Source organism: Kocuria sp. KKT182, from assembly GCF_055635395.1.
On sequence record NZ_CM145757.1, the window covers coordinates 3,592,692 to 3,608,382 of the forward strand.

The 15,691-nt window shown below is 73.1% G+C and carries 12 protein-coding genes and 1 tRNA gene; 9 read left to right on the top strand and 4 right to left on the bottom strand.

Going from position 1 to position 15,691, the window contains the following annotated elements; genetic code table 11:
* Nucleotides 1-13 precede the first annotated feature (13 nt).
* The gene (locus tag ACZ2G1_RS16695; protein WP_095650815.1) at nucleotides 14-1,216 is read right to left on the bottom strand and encodes a DUF4032 domain-containing protein; all 1,203 of its coding nucleotides are present in this window, start codon (nucleotides 1,214-1,216) and stop codon (nucleotides 14-16) included.
* Between the two features lie 161 nt (nucleotides 1,217-1,377).
* On the opposite strand from ACZ2G1_RS16695, the gene ACZ2G1_RS16700 reads away from it, so the two are divergent.
* Together ACZ2G1_RS16700 and ACZ2G1_RS16705 are read left to right on the top strand one after the other, a co-directional pair.
* Entirely contained in the window at nucleotides 1,378-2,199 is an 822-nt protein-coding gene (locus ACZ2G1_RS16700; RefSeq protein WP_017832782.1) for a MurR/RpiR family transcriptional regulator, read from the top strand.
* Between the two features lie 168 nt (nucleotides 2,200-2,367).
* On the top strand, nucleotides 2,368-2,571 hold the full coding sequence (locus tag ACZ2G1_RS16705; RefSeq protein ID WP_035930283.1) for a hypothetical protein: 204 nt from the start codon (nucleotides 2,368-2,370) through the stop codon (nucleotides 2,569-2,571).
* A gap of 80 nt (nucleotides 2,572-2,651) precedes the next feature.
* Here the strand turns inward: ACZ2G1_RS16705 and ACZ2G1_RS16710 are convergent, their stop codons facing one another.
* The 3 genes from ACZ2G1_RS16710 to ACZ2G1_RS16720 all read right to left on the bottom strand — a co-directional run bounded on the left by ACZ2G1_RS16710 (nucleotide 2,652) and on the right by ACZ2G1_RS16720 (nucleotide 6,235).
* The gene (locus tag ACZ2G1_RS16710) at nucleotides 2,652-3,791 is read right to left on the bottom strand and encodes an ABC transporter ATP-binding protein (protein WP_109222497.1); all 1,140 of its coding nucleotides are present in this window, start codon (nucleotides 3,789-3,791) and stop codon (nucleotides 2,652-2,654) included.
* 135 nt (nucleotides 3,792-3,926) lie between these two features.
* A complete protein-coding gene (otsB, locus tag ACZ2G1_RS16715) occupies nucleotides 3,927-4,733 on the bottom strand; it encodes a trehalose-phosphatase (protein ID WP_470377177.1) in 807 nt (268 codons plus the stop codon).
* A complete protein-coding gene (locus tag ACZ2G1_RS16720; protein WP_017832778.1) occupies nucleotides 4,733-6,235 on the bottom strand; it encodes an alpha,alpha-trehalose-phosphate synthase (UDP-forming) in 1,503 nt (500 codons plus the stop codon). The genes otsB and ACZ2G1_RS16720 overlap by 1 nt, the downstream gene beginning before the upstream one ends.
* A 165-nt stretch (nucleotides 6,236-6,400) precedes the next feature.
* On the opposite strand from ACZ2G1_RS16720, the gene ACZ2G1_RS16725 reads away from it, so the two are divergent.
* The 7 genes from ACZ2G1_RS16725 to ACZ2G1_RS16755 all read left to right on the top strand — a co-directional run bounded on the left by ACZ2G1_RS16725 (nucleotide 6,401) and on the right by ACZ2G1_RS16755 (nucleotide 15,654).
* Complete coding sequence (locus ACZ2G1_RS16725; protein ID WP_109243225.1) at nucleotides 6,401-7,264, top strand: DsbA family protein; 864 nt, start codon at nucleotides 6,401-6,403, stop codon at nucleotides 7,262-7,264.
* 175 nt (nucleotides 7,265-7,439) lie between these two features.
* Nucleotides 7,440-7,516: transfer RNA gene (locus tag ACZ2G1_RS16730), tRNA-Thr, on the top strand.
* Nucleotides 7,517-7,960: 444 nt separating this feature from the next.
* Nucleotides 7,961-8,626 (top strand): hypothetical protein, encoded by a 666-nt coding sequence (locus ACZ2G1_RS16735; RefSeq protein ID WP_251355611.1) that lies wholly within the window; start codon nucleotides 7,961-7,963, stop codon nucleotides 8,624-8,626.
* Nucleotides 8,627-8,964: 338 nt separating this feature from the next.
* Complete coding sequence (gene opgC, locus ACZ2G1_RS16740; RefSeq protein ID WP_470377178.1) at nucleotides 8,965-11,349, top strand: OpgC domain-containing protein; 2,385 nt, start codon at nucleotides 8,965-8,967, stop codon at nucleotides 11,347-11,349.
* Between the two features lie 232 nt (nucleotides 11,350-11,581).
* On the top strand, nucleotides 11,582-12,637 hold the full coding sequence (locus tag ACZ2G1_RS16745; protein WP_336650688.1) for a glycoside hydrolase family 26 protein: 1,056 nt from the start codon (nucleotides 11,582-11,584) through the stop codon (nucleotides 12,635-12,637).
* 156 nt (nucleotides 12,638-12,793) lie between these two features.
* On the top strand, nucleotides 12,794-13,441 hold the full coding sequence (locus ACZ2G1_RS16750) for an RAD23 family protein (RefSeq protein ID WP_095650820.1): 648 nt from the start codon (nucleotides 12,794-12,796) through the stop codon (nucleotides 13,439-13,441).
* 20 nt (nucleotides 13,442-13,461) lie between these two features.
* Nucleotides 13,462-15,654: a L,D-transpeptidase family protein gene (locus ACZ2G1_RS16755; protein WP_109222501.1), complete on the top strand. Its 2,193-nt coding sequence runs from the start codon at nucleotides 13,462-13,464 to the stop codon at nucleotides 15,652-15,654.
* Nucleotides 15,655-15,691 lie beyond the last annotated feature (37 nt).

A 15,691-nucleotide genomic window follows, 5' to 3' on the forward strand; every position in this document is an offset into this window, starting at 1 on the left:
GCCGGCTCCCGGCTCAGAAGACCTCCCGCTCGTCCGGGCGCTGGGCCAGCTCCGAGGCCACGTAGTCCTCGACCGCCGTGTGCGTCGCCACGTCCTTGCCGGCGCGCTCGGAGAGGAACCACCGGTGCTCGAGCACCTCGTGCACGATCTCGGCGGGCTCGAGCTTGCGGCGCATCGGCGGGGTGACCGCCTCCATGATCGGGGAGAACACCTCGCGCATCCACAGCTGGGCCACGAGCTCCTCGGGCAGGCCGGGGTAGAGGTCCTGCCCGAGCTGGGCGATGTCGGTCAGCAGCCGGCGCGCCTGGTTCTCGTGGGCGCCGAGGCCGGTGAGCCGCTGCAGGCGGCGGGTGTGGTGGCCGGGCTCCACGACCTGCGGGCGCAGCCGGATCCGCCCGTCGACCGTGTCCATGGACGCCTCCTCGACGTCGAAGCCGAGCTCGTTGAGGCGGCGCACCCGCTCGACCACGCGCCAGCGCTCGTCCATGCTGAAGGTCTCCTCGACCGTCAGCTCGCGCCACAGGAACTCGTAGGTGGCCACGAGCCGGTCGGAGACCTCGAAGGGGTCCACCACGTCCGCGATGTCGTGGCCCTCCTCGACGGCGCCCGCGAGCAGGTCCATGATCTCCCCGGCCACGTTGGTGCGGGCCAGCTCGATGTCGTACCCCCGCTGGCCGCGCGTGAGCTCCGGGTGGATCTCGCCGGTCTCGGCGTCCACCAGGTAGGCGGCGAACGCGCCGGCGTCCCGGCGGAACAGGGTGTTCGAGAGCGAGACGTCGCCCCAGTAGAAGCCCGAGAGGTGCAGCTGCACGATGAGGGAGGCCAGCGCGTCCACGAGCCGCTCGACCGTGGCGGCGCTGGGGCCGGCGGAGAAGATGGCCCGGTAGGGCAGGGAGAAGCTCAGGTGGTCGGTCACCAGGGCGGCGGGCAGGGGCTCGCCCTCGGGCGTGTACCGGTCCGTGACCACGGAGTCCGGTACCACGGACGGGATGCCCATGCGCTGCAGCCGGCGCAGGGTGGCGTACTCGTGCCGGGCGTAGTGGGGGACGGTCTCCTTGACGGCGACGATCTTCTCGCCGGCGTGGGCGAAGCGCACCACGTGCCGGGAGATGCCGCGGGGCAGAGCGGCGAGGACGTCCTCCGGCCACTGCTCGAGGGGGGTGTCCCACGGCAGCTCCAGGAGCACGGGGTCCGGGAAGGCCGTCTGGATGGACACGCTCCCGGACCGTCCGCCAGGGGCGGTACCGTCCTGGGGTGCGAGGGGGAAGTGTGGGGCCAGGGAACCCTTCATACCTGGTCATGCTAGCAACCGGCACAGGCCGGAAGTCCCCGCGGGGCCTCCGGCGCTCGATCCCGGCGGTCGCTAGGGTGGGGAGGGTGTCGATCGAACAGCGCATCCATGCGCACTACGCCGGGCTCTCGCCCCAGGAGCAGCGGGCCGCCGACCTGATCCTGGACCACCTGGACGACCTCGCCCTGTACAGCTCGGCGGAGCTGGCGCAGATGAGCGGCGTCTCCCGCGCCACCCTCTCCCGGCTGTACCGGCACCTGGGCTTCGAGTCCTTCACCGACCTCCGGGAGACGGCCCGCACCCTGCGCCAGCAGGGCGTGCCGCTCGGCCCCGACGCGGACCCGGAGCTGAGCCAGCACCTGGAGCAGGAGCTCAAGAACCTGCGCAAGGTCCTGGACCCGGCGGGGGAGGACCGCCCGGCCCGGGCCGTGCGCGCGCTCGCCGACGCGGGAACGGTCCTGGTCGTGGGCCTGCGCAACAGCTACCCGGTCGCCCTGCACCTGAAGCAGCAGCTGCAGCAGGCGCGGGACCGCGTCCGGCTCGCCCCGCTGCCCGGCCAGACCCTCGGCGAGGAGCTCGTGGACGTGGGCGAGGGCGACGTCGTCGTCCTGCTGGGCTTCCGGCGGCGCCCCCGCGGGTTCGAGCGCCTGGTGGAGGTCTGCGCGGCCACGGGGGCGCGGACCGTGCTCGTCGCCGACAGCACGGCCCGGCGCCACGCCTCGGCCGTGGACCTGTGGATCGAGTGCCCCCTCGACGGCGTGGGCCCGTTCGACTCCTACGCGGCGGCCATGAGCCTCGTGTCGGTGCTCGCCGACGGCGTGCTGGCCGCCGCGGGTCCGGACGGGCGACGACGGGTGGGCCGCACCGCCGAGCTCTACGAGGAGCTCGAGGAGCTGGACCTGCGCTGAGCGCCCGGCGGTGCCGAGGAAAGGGCCACCGGGCGCCGCGTCCACCACGGCGGTCCCGGTCCGACCCTGGGTCGGCAGTGCGCGGCCCCGCAGCATCCACTAGAATTCGTCAGTTGGCTGATCACTCCGGGTCCTGAGCGACCCGGTCCGTCCCGAGAGGAACCCGCCATGCATGAACCCCAGGCGCTCGCCCAGGCCGAGACGCACCTTCTCCACGTGCTGGAGCACTCCGATCCGCCGCGCGACGCCAGTCGCTACAACGTGACGGCGGCCGCACGGGACTACCACGACCGCACCGGCACCTGGGACGTGCAGGACGCCGACCCGGACCTCGTCGAGCAGGTGCTCGCCGCTCACCCCGCCGACGGCTGATCCGGCCCCGGACGCGCCACGGCGCCCTCCCCGTCGGGGGAGGGCGCCGTGGCGTCGGTGCGGTCGGTCGGCCGCTGGGGTCAGTCGGGGAGGCGGTTGCCGGTGGCGGTGTCGAACAGGTGCACGTGGTCGAGGTTCGGGGCGACCCAGATCGTGGCCCCGGCCCTCGGCGGGGTGCGGCCCTCGACCCGGACGATGATCTCGTGGGCCCCGGCGGCGTCCTCCTCCACGGTCCCGGTCGGGTCCACCGTCACGACCGTGTTCGCCGCGGTGACCGGGGCGAGGTGGCCGTAGACGAAGGCGTCGGCGCCGAGCTCCTCGACCACGTCGGCCTCGATCGGCAGCCCGGTGCCCTCGGCGGCCGGGTGCAGGTCCTCGGGGCGGATGCCGACGGTGACCTTGTCCCCGGTCAGGGCCGCCTGCTGCTCCCGGGTCAGTTCCAGGCGCATGGTGCCGAAGGTCGCCGCCCCGCCCGCCACGGGCACCCGGAAGAGGTTCATCGCCGGGGAGCCGATGAACCCGGCCACGAACTCCGTGGCCGGCCGGTCGTAGAGCGCCCGCGGGGTGTCGACCTGCATGAGGTGCCCGTCCTTGAGCACCGCGACCCGATCGCCCATGGTCATCGCCTCGACCTGGTCGTGGGTGACGTAGACGGTGGTGACCCCCAGCCGGCGGGTCAGGGAGGCGATCTGGGTGCGGGTCTGCACGCGCAGCTTCGCGTCCAGGTTCGACAGCGGCTCGTCCATCAGGAACACCTGCGGGGAGCGCACGATGGCACGGCCCATGGCCACGCGCTGGCGCTGCCCGCCGGACAGCGCCTTGGGCTTGCGGTCCAGGTAGTCGGTCAGGTCCAGGATCTTCGCCGCCTCCTCGACCCGGCGGCGGCGCTCCTCGGCGGAGATCTTGGCGATCTTCAGGGCGAAGCCCATGTTCTCGGCCACGGTCATGTGCGGGTAGAGGGCGTAGTTCTGGAAGACCATCGCGATGTCGCGGTCCCGGGAGGGGACGTCGGTGACGTCGCGGTCGCCGATGTAGATGTTGCCCCCGGTGACCTCTTCCAGCCCGGCGAGCATCCGCAGGGTGGTGGACTTCCCGCACCCGGAGGGGCCCACCAGGACGAGGAACTCCCCGTCGGCGATGTCCAGGTTCAGGTCGGTCACCGAGGGCCGCTCGGCCCCGGGGTACTGGCAGGTCACATTGGCGTAGCGCACAGAAGACATGGTTCAAGGCCTCTTTCCCGGCAGGCACGTGCCGGACGATCCGAAGGAGAAGAGCTGCCCCCTCAGGTGATGGGGGCCACAGTGATCCTAATCACCTTCGGGGCGTCTCCGCCATCGGCGCGCCGTCATCCGAGGTCACGGCAGCGCGCCCCGGCGCAGTTCGGACAGCCGGATCAGGGCCGCGGCCAGGTCCTCCGGGGACGCGACCCGGTGCGCGGCCACGCTCTGCCCCGTGCCCACCTTGATGCCGAGATCGGCGGGGCCGAGCTCGCGCATCGCGTTCTCGTCCGTCACGTCGTCGCCGGCGAACAGGGTGACGTCGGCGCCGGTGGCCTGCATGAACGCCGTGATGCCCTCACCCTTGGTCGCGGAGTGCACGGAGGACTCGACCACGTGCTGGCCCGGGGTGATCTTCAGCCCCTCGAGCTGCTCGAACTGCTCGACCATCTCCTGCTCCGCGCGGGCGCACAGGCTCTGGTCCGCCATCGTGCGGGTGTGGAAGGCGGCCCCCGTCGGCTTGAGCTCCAGCCTGGACCCGGGGTACCGGGCCACCTGTGCCTCCACGAGCGCGGTGGCCTGTGCCAGCAGCTCCAGCTGGGCCGGGGAGAGCTGCAGGGCGGTGTCGGCGGCGGCGTCCCCCAGGGCGTCGAGGAGCAGCTCCGCCCCGTGCGAGCCGGAGAGGAGCATCCGGCCGTCCGGGTCCACCACGGAGCGGAGGAACCGCATCGGCCGGCCGGAGATGACGGCCACGTACGTGCGGTCCAGCGTCAGGAGCTCCTCCAGCGCGGACCGGGCCTCCGGCAGCGCGCGGCTGTCGTCCGGGTCGTCCGTGAAGGGCGCCAGGGTGCCGTCGAAGTCGAGGGCGACCAGCAGGGTCCCGGCCTCCGCCGCGCGGGCGAGGGCCTCCTCGAGCGCCGGGCGGGTGTCGTCGTGCGGGGCCATCACTGCTCCTCCTCCTCGGTCGTCCCGGGGCGGGTGCGGGCGAGGTCCCGCAGGAACGCCTCGGACCAGTCGTTGACGTCGTTGCCCAGGACCTGCCGGCGCATCGAGCGCATCCGCTTCTTCGCCTCGGGCGCGGGCATGTCCTTGGCCCGCAGCATCGCGTCCTTGAGTCCGTCGATGTCGTGGGGGTTGACCAGCAGCGCCTGCTTGAGCTGCTCGGCGGCGCCGGTGAACTCCGAGAGGACCAGGGTCCCGGACCCGTCCGTCTTGGCCGCCACGTACTCCTTCGCCACCAGGTTCATGCCGTCCCGGAGGGAGGTCACGAGCATGACGTCGGTCGCCAGGTACAGCGCCACCATCTCCTCGAACGGATAGCCGTGGTGCAGGTAGCGGATCGCGGTGTGCGAGATGGTGTCGTGCTGGCCGTTGAGGTGGCCCACGAGGCCCTCCACGTCCTCCCGCAGCTGGACGTAGGACTCCACGCGCTCCCGGGAGGGGTTCGCCACCTGGATCAGCACCGACGGCCCCACCGTCAGCCTGCCGTCCTCGAGCAGCTCGCCGTAGGCCTTGATGCGGTGCAGGATGCCCTTGGTGTAGTCCAGGCGGTCGACGCCCAGGAACACGGTCTCCGGGTCGCCGAGCTCGTGCCGGATCTCCCGGGCCCGGTCCTTCACCTCCGGCCGGGAGGCCAGCTCCTGGATCGACTGCGCGTCGATGGAGATGGGGTAGGACGCCGCGCGCACGGTCCACGCGTCGTCGTCCGTGCCGAACCGGGCCGCTCCGTTCTTGAACGGCACGTCCAGGAACCGCCGCACGCAGCGCTGGAAGTTCTGGGCGTCACCCGGGCGCTGGAAGCCGATGAGGTCCGCGCCCGAGAGCCCGTCGAGGACGGCCCGCCGCCAGGGCAGCTGCGCGAAGATCTCCAGGGGCGGGAACGGGATGTGGTTGAAGAACCCGATCGTGAGGTCCGGCCGCAGCTCGCGCAGCATCTTGGGGACCAGCTGCAGCTGGTAGTCCTGCACCCACACCGTGGCGTTCTCGGCGGCGATCTCGGCGGTCCGCTCCGCGAAGCGGCGGTTGACCTGGCGGTAGCTGTTCCACCACGTGCGGTGGAACTCCGGCGGCGCGATGACGTCGTGGTAGAGCGGCCAGAGGGTCGCGTTGGAGAAGCCCTCGTAGTAGGCCTGCACCTCCTCGGCGGACAGCGGCACCGGGGCGAGGTGGAAGACGTCGTGGTCGAAGCGCTCGAGCGTCTCGTCAGGGGCCCCGTGCCAGCCCACCCAGGCGCCGGCGTTGCGGGCCATGACGGGGGACAGGGCGGCCACGAGCCCTCCGGGGGAGCGGCGCCAGGAGGACTGCCCGTGCTCGACGACGCGCTCCACCGGCAGCCGGTTGGAGACCACGACGAAGTCGTAACCGGCCTCCTGCGGCACGTCCGTCCGGGGTTCCGGCACCTCCTCCAGGTCGGCCGAGGAGGCGGTGGGGGGATGCTCTGCACTCACGGGATGTCCTTCCGGTAGGTCGTCGTCGTCCTCGTCCCAGTCTATTCATCAGCGTGCTCACGGTTCTGCCTGGGGATCTCCTGAGTCGGCGGCCCGGGAGGGGGTCCGATAATCTGGGCGACGACACCTCCCCGTCCACCCCCCAGGATCTTTCGAAGAGGACCCATGGCAGCCAGCAGCAGCACCACCCCCGATCCCCGGAACCGCGACGCCGCCCGGGAGCGGGCTCGGCAGGTCGCGGACCAGCACGCACGGCAGGACAAGCGCTCCCGCCGGATCCTGCAGCTGGGCATCCTCGCCCTGGTCCTCGTGATCGTCGCGGTGATCGGCGTCGTCGTGGCGCAGAACCGGGCCCAGCAGATCCCCGAGGCCGGGCCCGTTCCCGCCAGCGCCAACCAGTGGGGCGGCACGGTGCTGACGGCCGACGGGATCCGCACGGGCGAGTCCGAGGTCGAGGAGCGCGACCTCGCCGAGGTGCCCGAGGCCCCGGAGACCCCGGACGACTCCGCCGTCCCGCCGGGCGTCGAGGCCTCGGGCGACGGCGAGCCCGTGCAGGTCGTGATCTTCCAGGACTTCGAGTGCGTGCACTGCGCCGACTTCGAGGCCGAGAACGCCGATGCGCTCGAGGAGGCCGTGACCTCCGGCGACATCGTCCTCGAGTACCGCAACCTCAACTTCCTCGACCGCTCGACGCCGACGCAGTACTCCTCGCGGGCCGCGGCCGCCGCCTACGAGGTGGGCAACCAGTCCTCGACCGAGCAGTACCTGGCCTTCGTCGAGGAGGTGTTCAGCCACCAGGGCACCGGTGGGCTGGACGACGAGCAGCTCGTGGAGATCGCCTCCTCGCACGGCGCCGACATCGCGGGCGCGCTCGAGGAGGACACGTGGCGGCCGATGGTCAACGTCGTCTCGCAGGAGTCCCTCGCCAACGGCGTGTCCGGCACCCCGACCGTCTTCATCGACGGAGAGCGGCTGGGCAACGAGGCGTTCCAGGAGGCCCTCGACGCGGCCGTGGAGGCCAAGGAGTAGGGTCCCCGCTCCGCCGGAGCAGCGAGAAGGCGCCGTGTCCCCGCGCGGGGCACGGCGCCGTCGCGCTGTGCGGACCGTCCGGGCGCCCGGGGATTTCGGGGTCCTGCAACGCGTCCGATATCCTGAGGAACCGGCCGCCGGGGCCGCACCCGTGCGGAGGCCCGAGGGCCGATCCGCCTCCTTAGCTCAGCTGGCCAGAGCACCTGTCTTGTAAACAGGGGGTCACCGGTTCGAATCCGGTAGGGGGCTCCACCGGTCCGCGACGTTGCACTCGCGACCGCTCATGACGTCACATGTTGCGCCGCGGTCTCGGTGCGGGGTGTGCGCATGCTGATGTCCGTGTCCCGGCCGGGCTGCGGCGAACTCGCTCCTGACCCCCTCGGAAGATGTGCGGTGGCAAGGGGTGAGCCGGAGATCCGCGCCGTCACGGGGATTCTGCCGGTCCGGCTTCCGGGGTTGCCGGCGGCCCGACCGCGCCGGGACCGCACCGGCGAGGGTCCGGACAGGACATGCCGCTCCGGGGATGCGACGAGACGGAACCGTGATCGTGATCGCCCCGGCCGGAGTCTTGAACCGTGACTCAGCTCACTCCTACGGTGTTCCTACCTATCTCATAGGTGAGACCTCTTGCCCAGGTCTCGGAACATCTCGATCGCATGACGATCCCCATGTCATGCCCTCTCCACAGGAGCAGCAATGAGCAGTCTGCGGAAGACCCTCGTCGGCGCGGCCATGGCCGCCGCCCTCGTGGGAGGAACGGTTGCCACCCCGGCGGTCGCGGGGTCAGATCAGGATAACGGCAAGAGCCGTGGAGACCACAGTGAATCGCATGAAAGTCGTCACGACCGCGGCGACCGCGGCGACCGCGGCGATCGCGGCGACCGCGGCGATCGCGGCGACCGCGGCGATCGCGGCGACCGCGAGGATCGCAGGGACCGCGGTGACGACGAGGAGCGGAAGTACGCATACCATCGCGGCGGCAACGGCGACGACGACCGGGGTCGCGACGAGGAGCGCGACCGGGACGACCGGGACCGCAGGGAGCACCGGGACGACAAGTACGACCGGGACGACCACGACGGCAAGTACGACCGGGACGACAAGGACGACAAGGACAACAAGGACGACAAGTACGACCGGGACGACGAGGACGACCACGACGGCAAGTACGACCGGGACGACAAGGACGACGAGTACGACCGCGACGACGGCGATCACCAGGACCACTGGTGGTACTGCGAAGAGCACGAGAAGTGGCACTTCTACGACGACGACGACTGGAGGAGCAGGAAGCACCACGACGACATGAAGGACGAGGGCGAGCACTCGCACCAGAAGGGCGATGACGACGGCGAGCACTGAGCGGCCCGGCACCGACGGATCCCGCCGGCGCGGTCCGCACGAAGCCGGGGGATCCTGAGGGGGAGCCTCCGGGGACACGGCCCGAGCCTCCGCGCATCCGGAGCCGCACCGTGATGATATCGGTGGACGCACGCGGGGAGAGTCCTCCCGCGTGACGTCCGTCGTCCGCCGCAGGCCCCCCGGCCGCCTCGGCACCCCCGGGCGACGGTCCCCCCTGCGAGCGGACGACGCCGCACGCGGACCGACCCTGGAGGGCACCCTGGTACCCATCGTCCGAGGACGCGTGCGCCCCCCCGGCCACCGCGGCGCTGATCCTGCTCCTGCTCGCGCTCCTCCTCGTGCCGTCCGGGGCCGCCCGGGCCGCGGAGGACGAGGGCCCAGAGGGCCCGTACCTGGGGGCCCTGCTGGACTGGGGCACGGACACGGCGGCCGGCCACGCCGAGCGTCTCGGCGCGCCGGCGGCCGTCTACGGCAGGCCCGTCCCGCTGCCGATGGACGAGCAGGAGCAGGGCCACCTGCGGGACTACCTCTCCCAGGTCTCCGCGCAGGGCGCCCACGCCCTGCTCACCGTCCGCCCCGAGATCGCGCTGGACCGGGTGGACCAGGCGCAGGCCGCGGTCCTGGCAGGACAGCTCGCGGACGCCGCGGAGGGGTTCCCCGGCACGGTCTTCGTCCGCTTCGCCCCGCAGATGAACACCACCTGGGTGCCGTGGGGGCAGCAGCCCGAGGCGTACACGGAGGCGTTCCGCACGGTGGCGAGCGCGCTCGACGCCGAGCTCCCGGACCCGGTCATGGTCTGGTCGCCCACGGTCGGCACGGACTACCCCTTCCGGGACCCGTCCAGGGTCCCGGCGCAGGACGGTGGACCGGCCGCCCCGGACACGAACGGCGACGGCGTCTGGGACCGGGAGGACGACCCCTACGGTCCCTACTACCCGGGCGACGACGTGGTCGACTGGGTGGGACTGGTGGCCTATCTCGACGAGACCGGCACGGGTCCGGCCCGCAACGTCCTGCCGGAGGCCGGCTCGTTGGGCGCCATGCTGGGCTCCGGGGAGCCGGCCGGATCCGCGGGGCAGGACGACTTCTACGCCGCGTACGCCGTCGGCCGCGAGAAGCCGCTCATGGTGGAGACCGGCGCCTTCTACGATCCGGGGACGGACGGCCCGTCCGAGCGCGACATCAAGGAGGCATGGTGGGACCAGGTGCTCGCGACGGTCGCAGCCGGCGACCACGACCGCATCCGCGCGATCGTGTGGAACGAGACGGTCGAGCAGCGCGACGACGGTGCGGTGACCGTCGACTGGCGCGTCACGGCCGATCCCGGGCTGGCCGCGGCCGTCGGCGAGCGGCTCCGGGACTCCGCCCTGGTCAGCGGGCCGGTCACGGCGGCGGCGCCGCTCCCGGGCGCCGGTCCGGCGGCGGCGGGGGCCGTCCTCGAGGGGCCGGCCGCCTGGGGCGCGGCGGCGGCCGTGCTCGCCGCGGGCGCGCTCCTCTGGCTCCTGGCGCGGCGGGGGCCGGCCCGGGCCTGGGTGTACGCCGAGCCCGCCCCGCGCGACAGCCGGATCGACATGCTGCGGGGCCTCGCGATCGTGTTCGTCGTCGTCAACCACGTGGGCCTCACCTCGTTGTTCCAGCTGCTGACCCAGGAGACCGTGGGCGTGGTCTCGGGGGCCGAGCTGTTCGTCCTGCTCTCCGGGGCCGTGCTGGGGATGGTCTACGGGCCCCGGACGAAGAACGACCTGGGGACCGTCGTCGACCGCACCGCCGCGCGGGCGTGGAAGCTCTACGTCACCGCGCTGGTCGTCGTGCTGCTCGTCTACGGACTCAGCCTGCTGCCCTTCCTGGACGCGGGCGCCGTCACCACGTTCACCGACCAGGGCACCGGCGCCGCCGGCAGAGGGGCCTCCGGCGCCACGTACGACCTCTACGCGGGCATGGACGGGCTCCTCGAGTTCCCCGTCCGGGCCCAGCTGATCCCCGCCGTGCTGCTGCTGCAGGTGGGCCCGTGGCAGTTCAACATCATGGGTCTCTACGTGATCCTCCTCCTGGTGAGCCCCCTCGTGCTCGCCGCCCTGGCCCGGGGCTGGGCCTGGCTGGTCCTGCTGGTCAGCGCCGGGCTCTACGCCGCGGGCTCGGTCTTCCGGATCCGCCTTTTGCCCTCCCAGTTCGAGGACTCGTTCCCCCTGCTCGTGTGGCAGGTGCTCTTCGTGCTCGGCATGGTCACCGGGTTCTACCGGCGGCAGCTCGTCACGTGGTTCGCCGACCGGCGCCGCCGGCCGCTGCTCGTCGCCTGCCTGCTGCTCGCCGTCGCCCTCGCCCTGTTCTCCTGGTCGAGTCCCTACGCCAGCAGCGCCTACGACGTCCGGCTGGCCCTGCTGCCGGAGCCGGCGTTCCGCACGGTCTACGACGCCTACTTCGGCCGGACCTACCTGGGGATCGGCCGGCTGCTGAACGTGCTCCTCGTGGTGATCGCCGGCTACGCCGTCCTCAGCGCCTACTGGAGGCCGCTCGAGCGCGCGCTCGGGTGGTTCCTCGTTCCGCTGGGACGGGCCACCCTCTACGTGTTCATCGTGCACGTGTTCCTGATCCTGGCCGTGGCCAACGTGCCCGCTCTCCAGCAGGGGGACGTGTGGCTCAACACCGCCGCCTACGTGGTGGTCCTCGGCCTGCTGTGGGTCATGGTCCGGACCCGGTTCCTCTTCCGGCTCGTCCCCCGGTGAGATGCAGCCGGCGGACCCGGCCCGGCCCAGGCCGTGGTCCACTGCCGGCCCGCGTCGTTCCGTGACGGAGGGACCCCCCGTCCGGTCAGCGCGTATGACGCGGCCGGCGGGCGGGTGGGGGAGCGGCCGCCCGCGGGTGGTAGTTTGCGCTCGCTAATTCTCGTGGCCCCGTGCGAGACCCCCCAGCGCGCTCGCCGTCGGCGGGGAGCCCGCTCCCGTCGGAAGAACCCCCATGCCTGCTTTCGTTCCCCCACGTGTCCTGTGCTCCCTCACCGCGGCCGCCGCCGCCGTGGCCCTGGGGCTCGTCGCCGTGCCCGCGGCGCACGCGGCGCCCTCGGTCCACCTCCCGGCCGGACCGGCGGCGCTCGCCCCGGCCAAGAAGCCGGTCCCGACGGCCGCCGTCGTGCCGGCCGAGCCCCAGGTCCGCACGTGCCCCCTGCGCTTCGGCGTCGGCACGGCCGGTGGTCCCGCCGCCTCCACCGAGCTCGCCGAGGTGGCGTCCCTGGCCGGTGAGAAGCCGTCGATCGTCCTCTCCTACAAGGACTTCGCCCAGCCCGTTCCCTACTGGGAGCTCGAACAGACCCGCGCGGCCGGGGCCACCACCCTGCTGACCTGGGAGCCGTGGGTCTGGGGCGGCGGGATCGACCAGCCGGCCCACTCCCTGGACGCGATCGCCTCCGGCGCCCATGACGCCCACATCACCGACTGGGCCACCCGCCTGGCCGACTGGGGATCCCCGGTGATGCTGCGCTTCGGCCACGAGATGAACGGGAACTGGTACCCGTGGGCCGAGGGGGTCAACGGCAACGGCGCCGGGGACTACGTCGCCGCCTGGCGCCACGTCCACGACATCTTCACCCGCGCGGGGGCCGACAACGTCCAGTGGGTCTGGAACCCGAACGTGCCCTACTACGGGTCCACGCCCCTGGACGGGCTCTACCCCGGCGCCGACTACGTCGACGTCGTGGCCCTGGACGGCTACAACTGGGGCACCTCCCAGAGCTGGTCCAGCTGGCAGCAGCCGTGGGACCTGTTCGCCTACGGCCTGTCCGAGATGCGGCGCCTGGCCCCGGGCAAGGAGATCGTCGTCGCCGAGACCGCCACCGCCGAGGCCGGCGGGTCCAAGGCCGAGTGGAACGCGCACCTGGTGTACTACCTCGCGCAGCAGCCCGACGTCACGGGGCTCGTCTGGTTCCACCTCGACAAGGAGGTGGACTGGCGGATCAACTCCTCCACCGCCTCGGCCCAGGCCCTGGCCGCCGAGCTCGCCAAGCGCCCCTGCCCCTGAGCACCGCGGCGCCGCGCGCCACACCGGGTCATGCGAATCACAAAAGCAAACAGCGCGTGTAGCGTGACCCCCAACGACCGGCGCCGCGCCACCGCTCATCCGGAGGCGGCGCGGCGCCGGTCGGTCCCCCCCAGGACCGTGTCGAGGAGTCCCCCCATGGCAGTTCCCCTCACCCCGCCCCCCGGCCGCCGGCTCGGACCCGTCTGCGCGGCGCTGCTCGTCGTCGCGCTGGCGGGCTGCGCCGAGGACCGGGGGACCGGCACCACCGCGGCGTCCAGCGCGAGCCCGCCGGCGGCCACGGCCGGTTCCGCGCCCGCGTCGGGGGCGGACGGAAGCACGACGCCGGAGACGCCCCGCGACAGCCCGGCCCCGCCGGGCAACGACGTGGCCCCCTACGACGACACCGCCACCCGGGACGCCGCCGGATCCTTCGGCGCCGCCCAGCGGCTCGAGGACTCCCTCGAGGCGGTCGTGGAGGGCCCCCGCCCCGGCACCACCGGCGAGCGCCCCGTCCGGGCCGCCCCCGGCACCCCGGTGCAGGTGTTCACGCTGACCCTCACCAACACCGGGGCCGCCCCGGTCGACGCCGTGCCGTGGTCCTTCCCGGTCGCCGTCGACGGCGAGGCCCCGGCGCCCCCCGTCTTCGACGACTCGCTGGGCGTGCCGATGGAGACCTTCCCGACCATCGCCCCCGGCGGGAGCGCCTCCCTCGAGGTCGCCTTCTCCGCGGAGCACGACGCCGACCTGGCCGTCCGCGTCTTCGACAACACCACCCCCGACCACTACGTCGAGTTCACCGACTGAAGCCCAGCAAGGGACCCCCCATGAAGATCTCAGCTCTGCGCATCCCCGCCGCGGTCGCGGCCTGCTTCGCGGTCGTCCTCGCCGGTGCCCCGGGGGCGTCCGCGGCGCCGTCCGCGCCCGCCCCCGGCGTCTCGGCCGGTCCGACGACGACCCCCGGACCCACGGCGGGTGCCGTCGCGGCGACCGTGCGGCTCGAGCCGGTGGACGACGAGTCGACCGTGCCCGAGCGGGAGACCTCGCTCGTCGACGTCCTCGCCAACGACGGCCTCGAGGACCCCGCGACGGTGCGGCTCCTGCTCGTGGACCCCGCGGCCCGCGCGGCCGAGGACGAGCTCGTCGACGAGCTGCGCACGGATCTCGGGTCCCTGCGCGTGGTGTCCCCGGACACGGAGCCCGACGCCCTGCCCGAGGGCTGGGAGGTCCCGGACCACCCGGTCCTCGCCCTGACGCCCGCTCCGGACCGGCCCGCCGACGCCGCCTCGGTGGAGGTGGCCTACGCCGTGCTGGGCGCCGGGGGCGAGGCGGCCCGGGCCGTGCTCACGGTCGCCCCGGACCAGGAGGCCCCCGGGGCCTCCGCCGCGCCCACCGCCTCGGGGGAGCCGACGGAACCGGCGGTCCCGGCCGAGCCGACGGACGGCGCCGAGCCGACGACGGAGCCCTCCCCGGGCGCGGAGCCCGCCGAGGAGCGGCCGGCCGCACCGCGGCCGGAGTCGCAGGAGACCGCCGCCGCGGCCGCCGCGGAGAACGCGGACGTGCCCGCCGAGGTCCGGCAGGCCCTGGAGGCCGCCGCGGCCCGGGCGTCCGCCAGGACCGGGGAGCCGACCGGGGAGATGCGCCCCTGGAAGGGGGGCTGGGAGTGGCCGCACCAGAGGGGCGTGGTCCTCTGGTCCGAGGCGCACGGTGCGCACTTCGTGCAGCTGCGGGGCGCGATCGGGCACCGGTGGAGCTCCACGGGCGGCGTGGACGTGCTGGGCTGGCCCGTGGACGACGAGTCCTGCCTCCTGACGGGCGGCGGGTGCCGGCAGTCCTTCTCGAAGACCCGCACGATCTACTGGAGCTCCTCCACCGGGGCGCGGACCGTCAACACCCGGGGGGCGATCGGCCACCAGTGGGTGCTCGGCGGGCGCGAGGCCGGGGCCTACGGCTACCCCACGACCGACGAGGTCTGCGGGGCGGCCGGCGGGTGCCGCCAGTCCTTCGCGGGAGACCGGACGATCTACTGGACCTCGTCCACCGGGGCGCGGACCGTCAACACCCGGGGCGCGATCGGCCACAAGTGGGTCCTCGGCGGGCGCGAGGCCGGGAGCTACGGCTACCCCACGACCGACGAGGTCTGCGGGCTGGCCGGGGGCGGGTGCCGTCAGTCCTTCACCAAGGCGCACACGATCTACTGGAGCCCCGGGACGGGGGCCCGGGCGGTCAAGACGAAGGGCGCGATCGGGCAGCGGTGGATCGCCACGGGCCGCGAGCGGGGGTCGCTCGGCTACCCCGTCACGGACGAGGTCGGCACCGGCACCGTGCACCAGAAGTTCCAGCGGGGACTCGTCACCTGGAGCCGCGCCACCGGCGCCCGGACGCACCTGTTCCGCGGCGAGTGCCACCACCTCAACACGGGGCGCTCCGTGCAGCCGACCCGCAACGCGGCGCGCGTGTCCCTGACCATCGCCGAGGGCTACGGGCGCTCGCAGGCCACGTTCGTCAACTGCGTGCGGATCGGCGGAAGCTACGTCGAGGAGTGGCGGACGTCCGCCTACGTGGGGGCCAGCGGGTTCAAGCGGCCCGGGGTGCCCTCGGGGCACACGCAGTACCTGTTCTCCCCGCAGGGCTCGTACTCGGTCACGGAGTCCTTCGGGGTCTACAACCCGGGCACCGCGCTGCCCTACCGGCAGCTCAACCCCAGCTCCCGGTGGGGCGGCCGCCTGGGCACGCTCTACAACAAGTACTTCGAGTCCACCGGCTACACCTGGCCGGACGAGAACATGTGGTACTTCTCGCTGTCCGGCGACTACCGGCTCGGCGTGGTGATCAACTACAACCGCCCGCCCGACTCGTCCATCGTCCAGGGCAACGGCTTCGCGATCTTCCTGCACGCGAACAAGAAGCCCACGGCGGGGTGCATCGCCCTGCACGAGCACGAGGTCGCCCGGTACATGCGCACCGCGCGCCCCGGTGACCGGATCATCATGGGCGTCCGGGCGGACCTGTTCCGCTGACGGACCGGGGACGCCAGGAGGGGGACCGCGCGGCGCG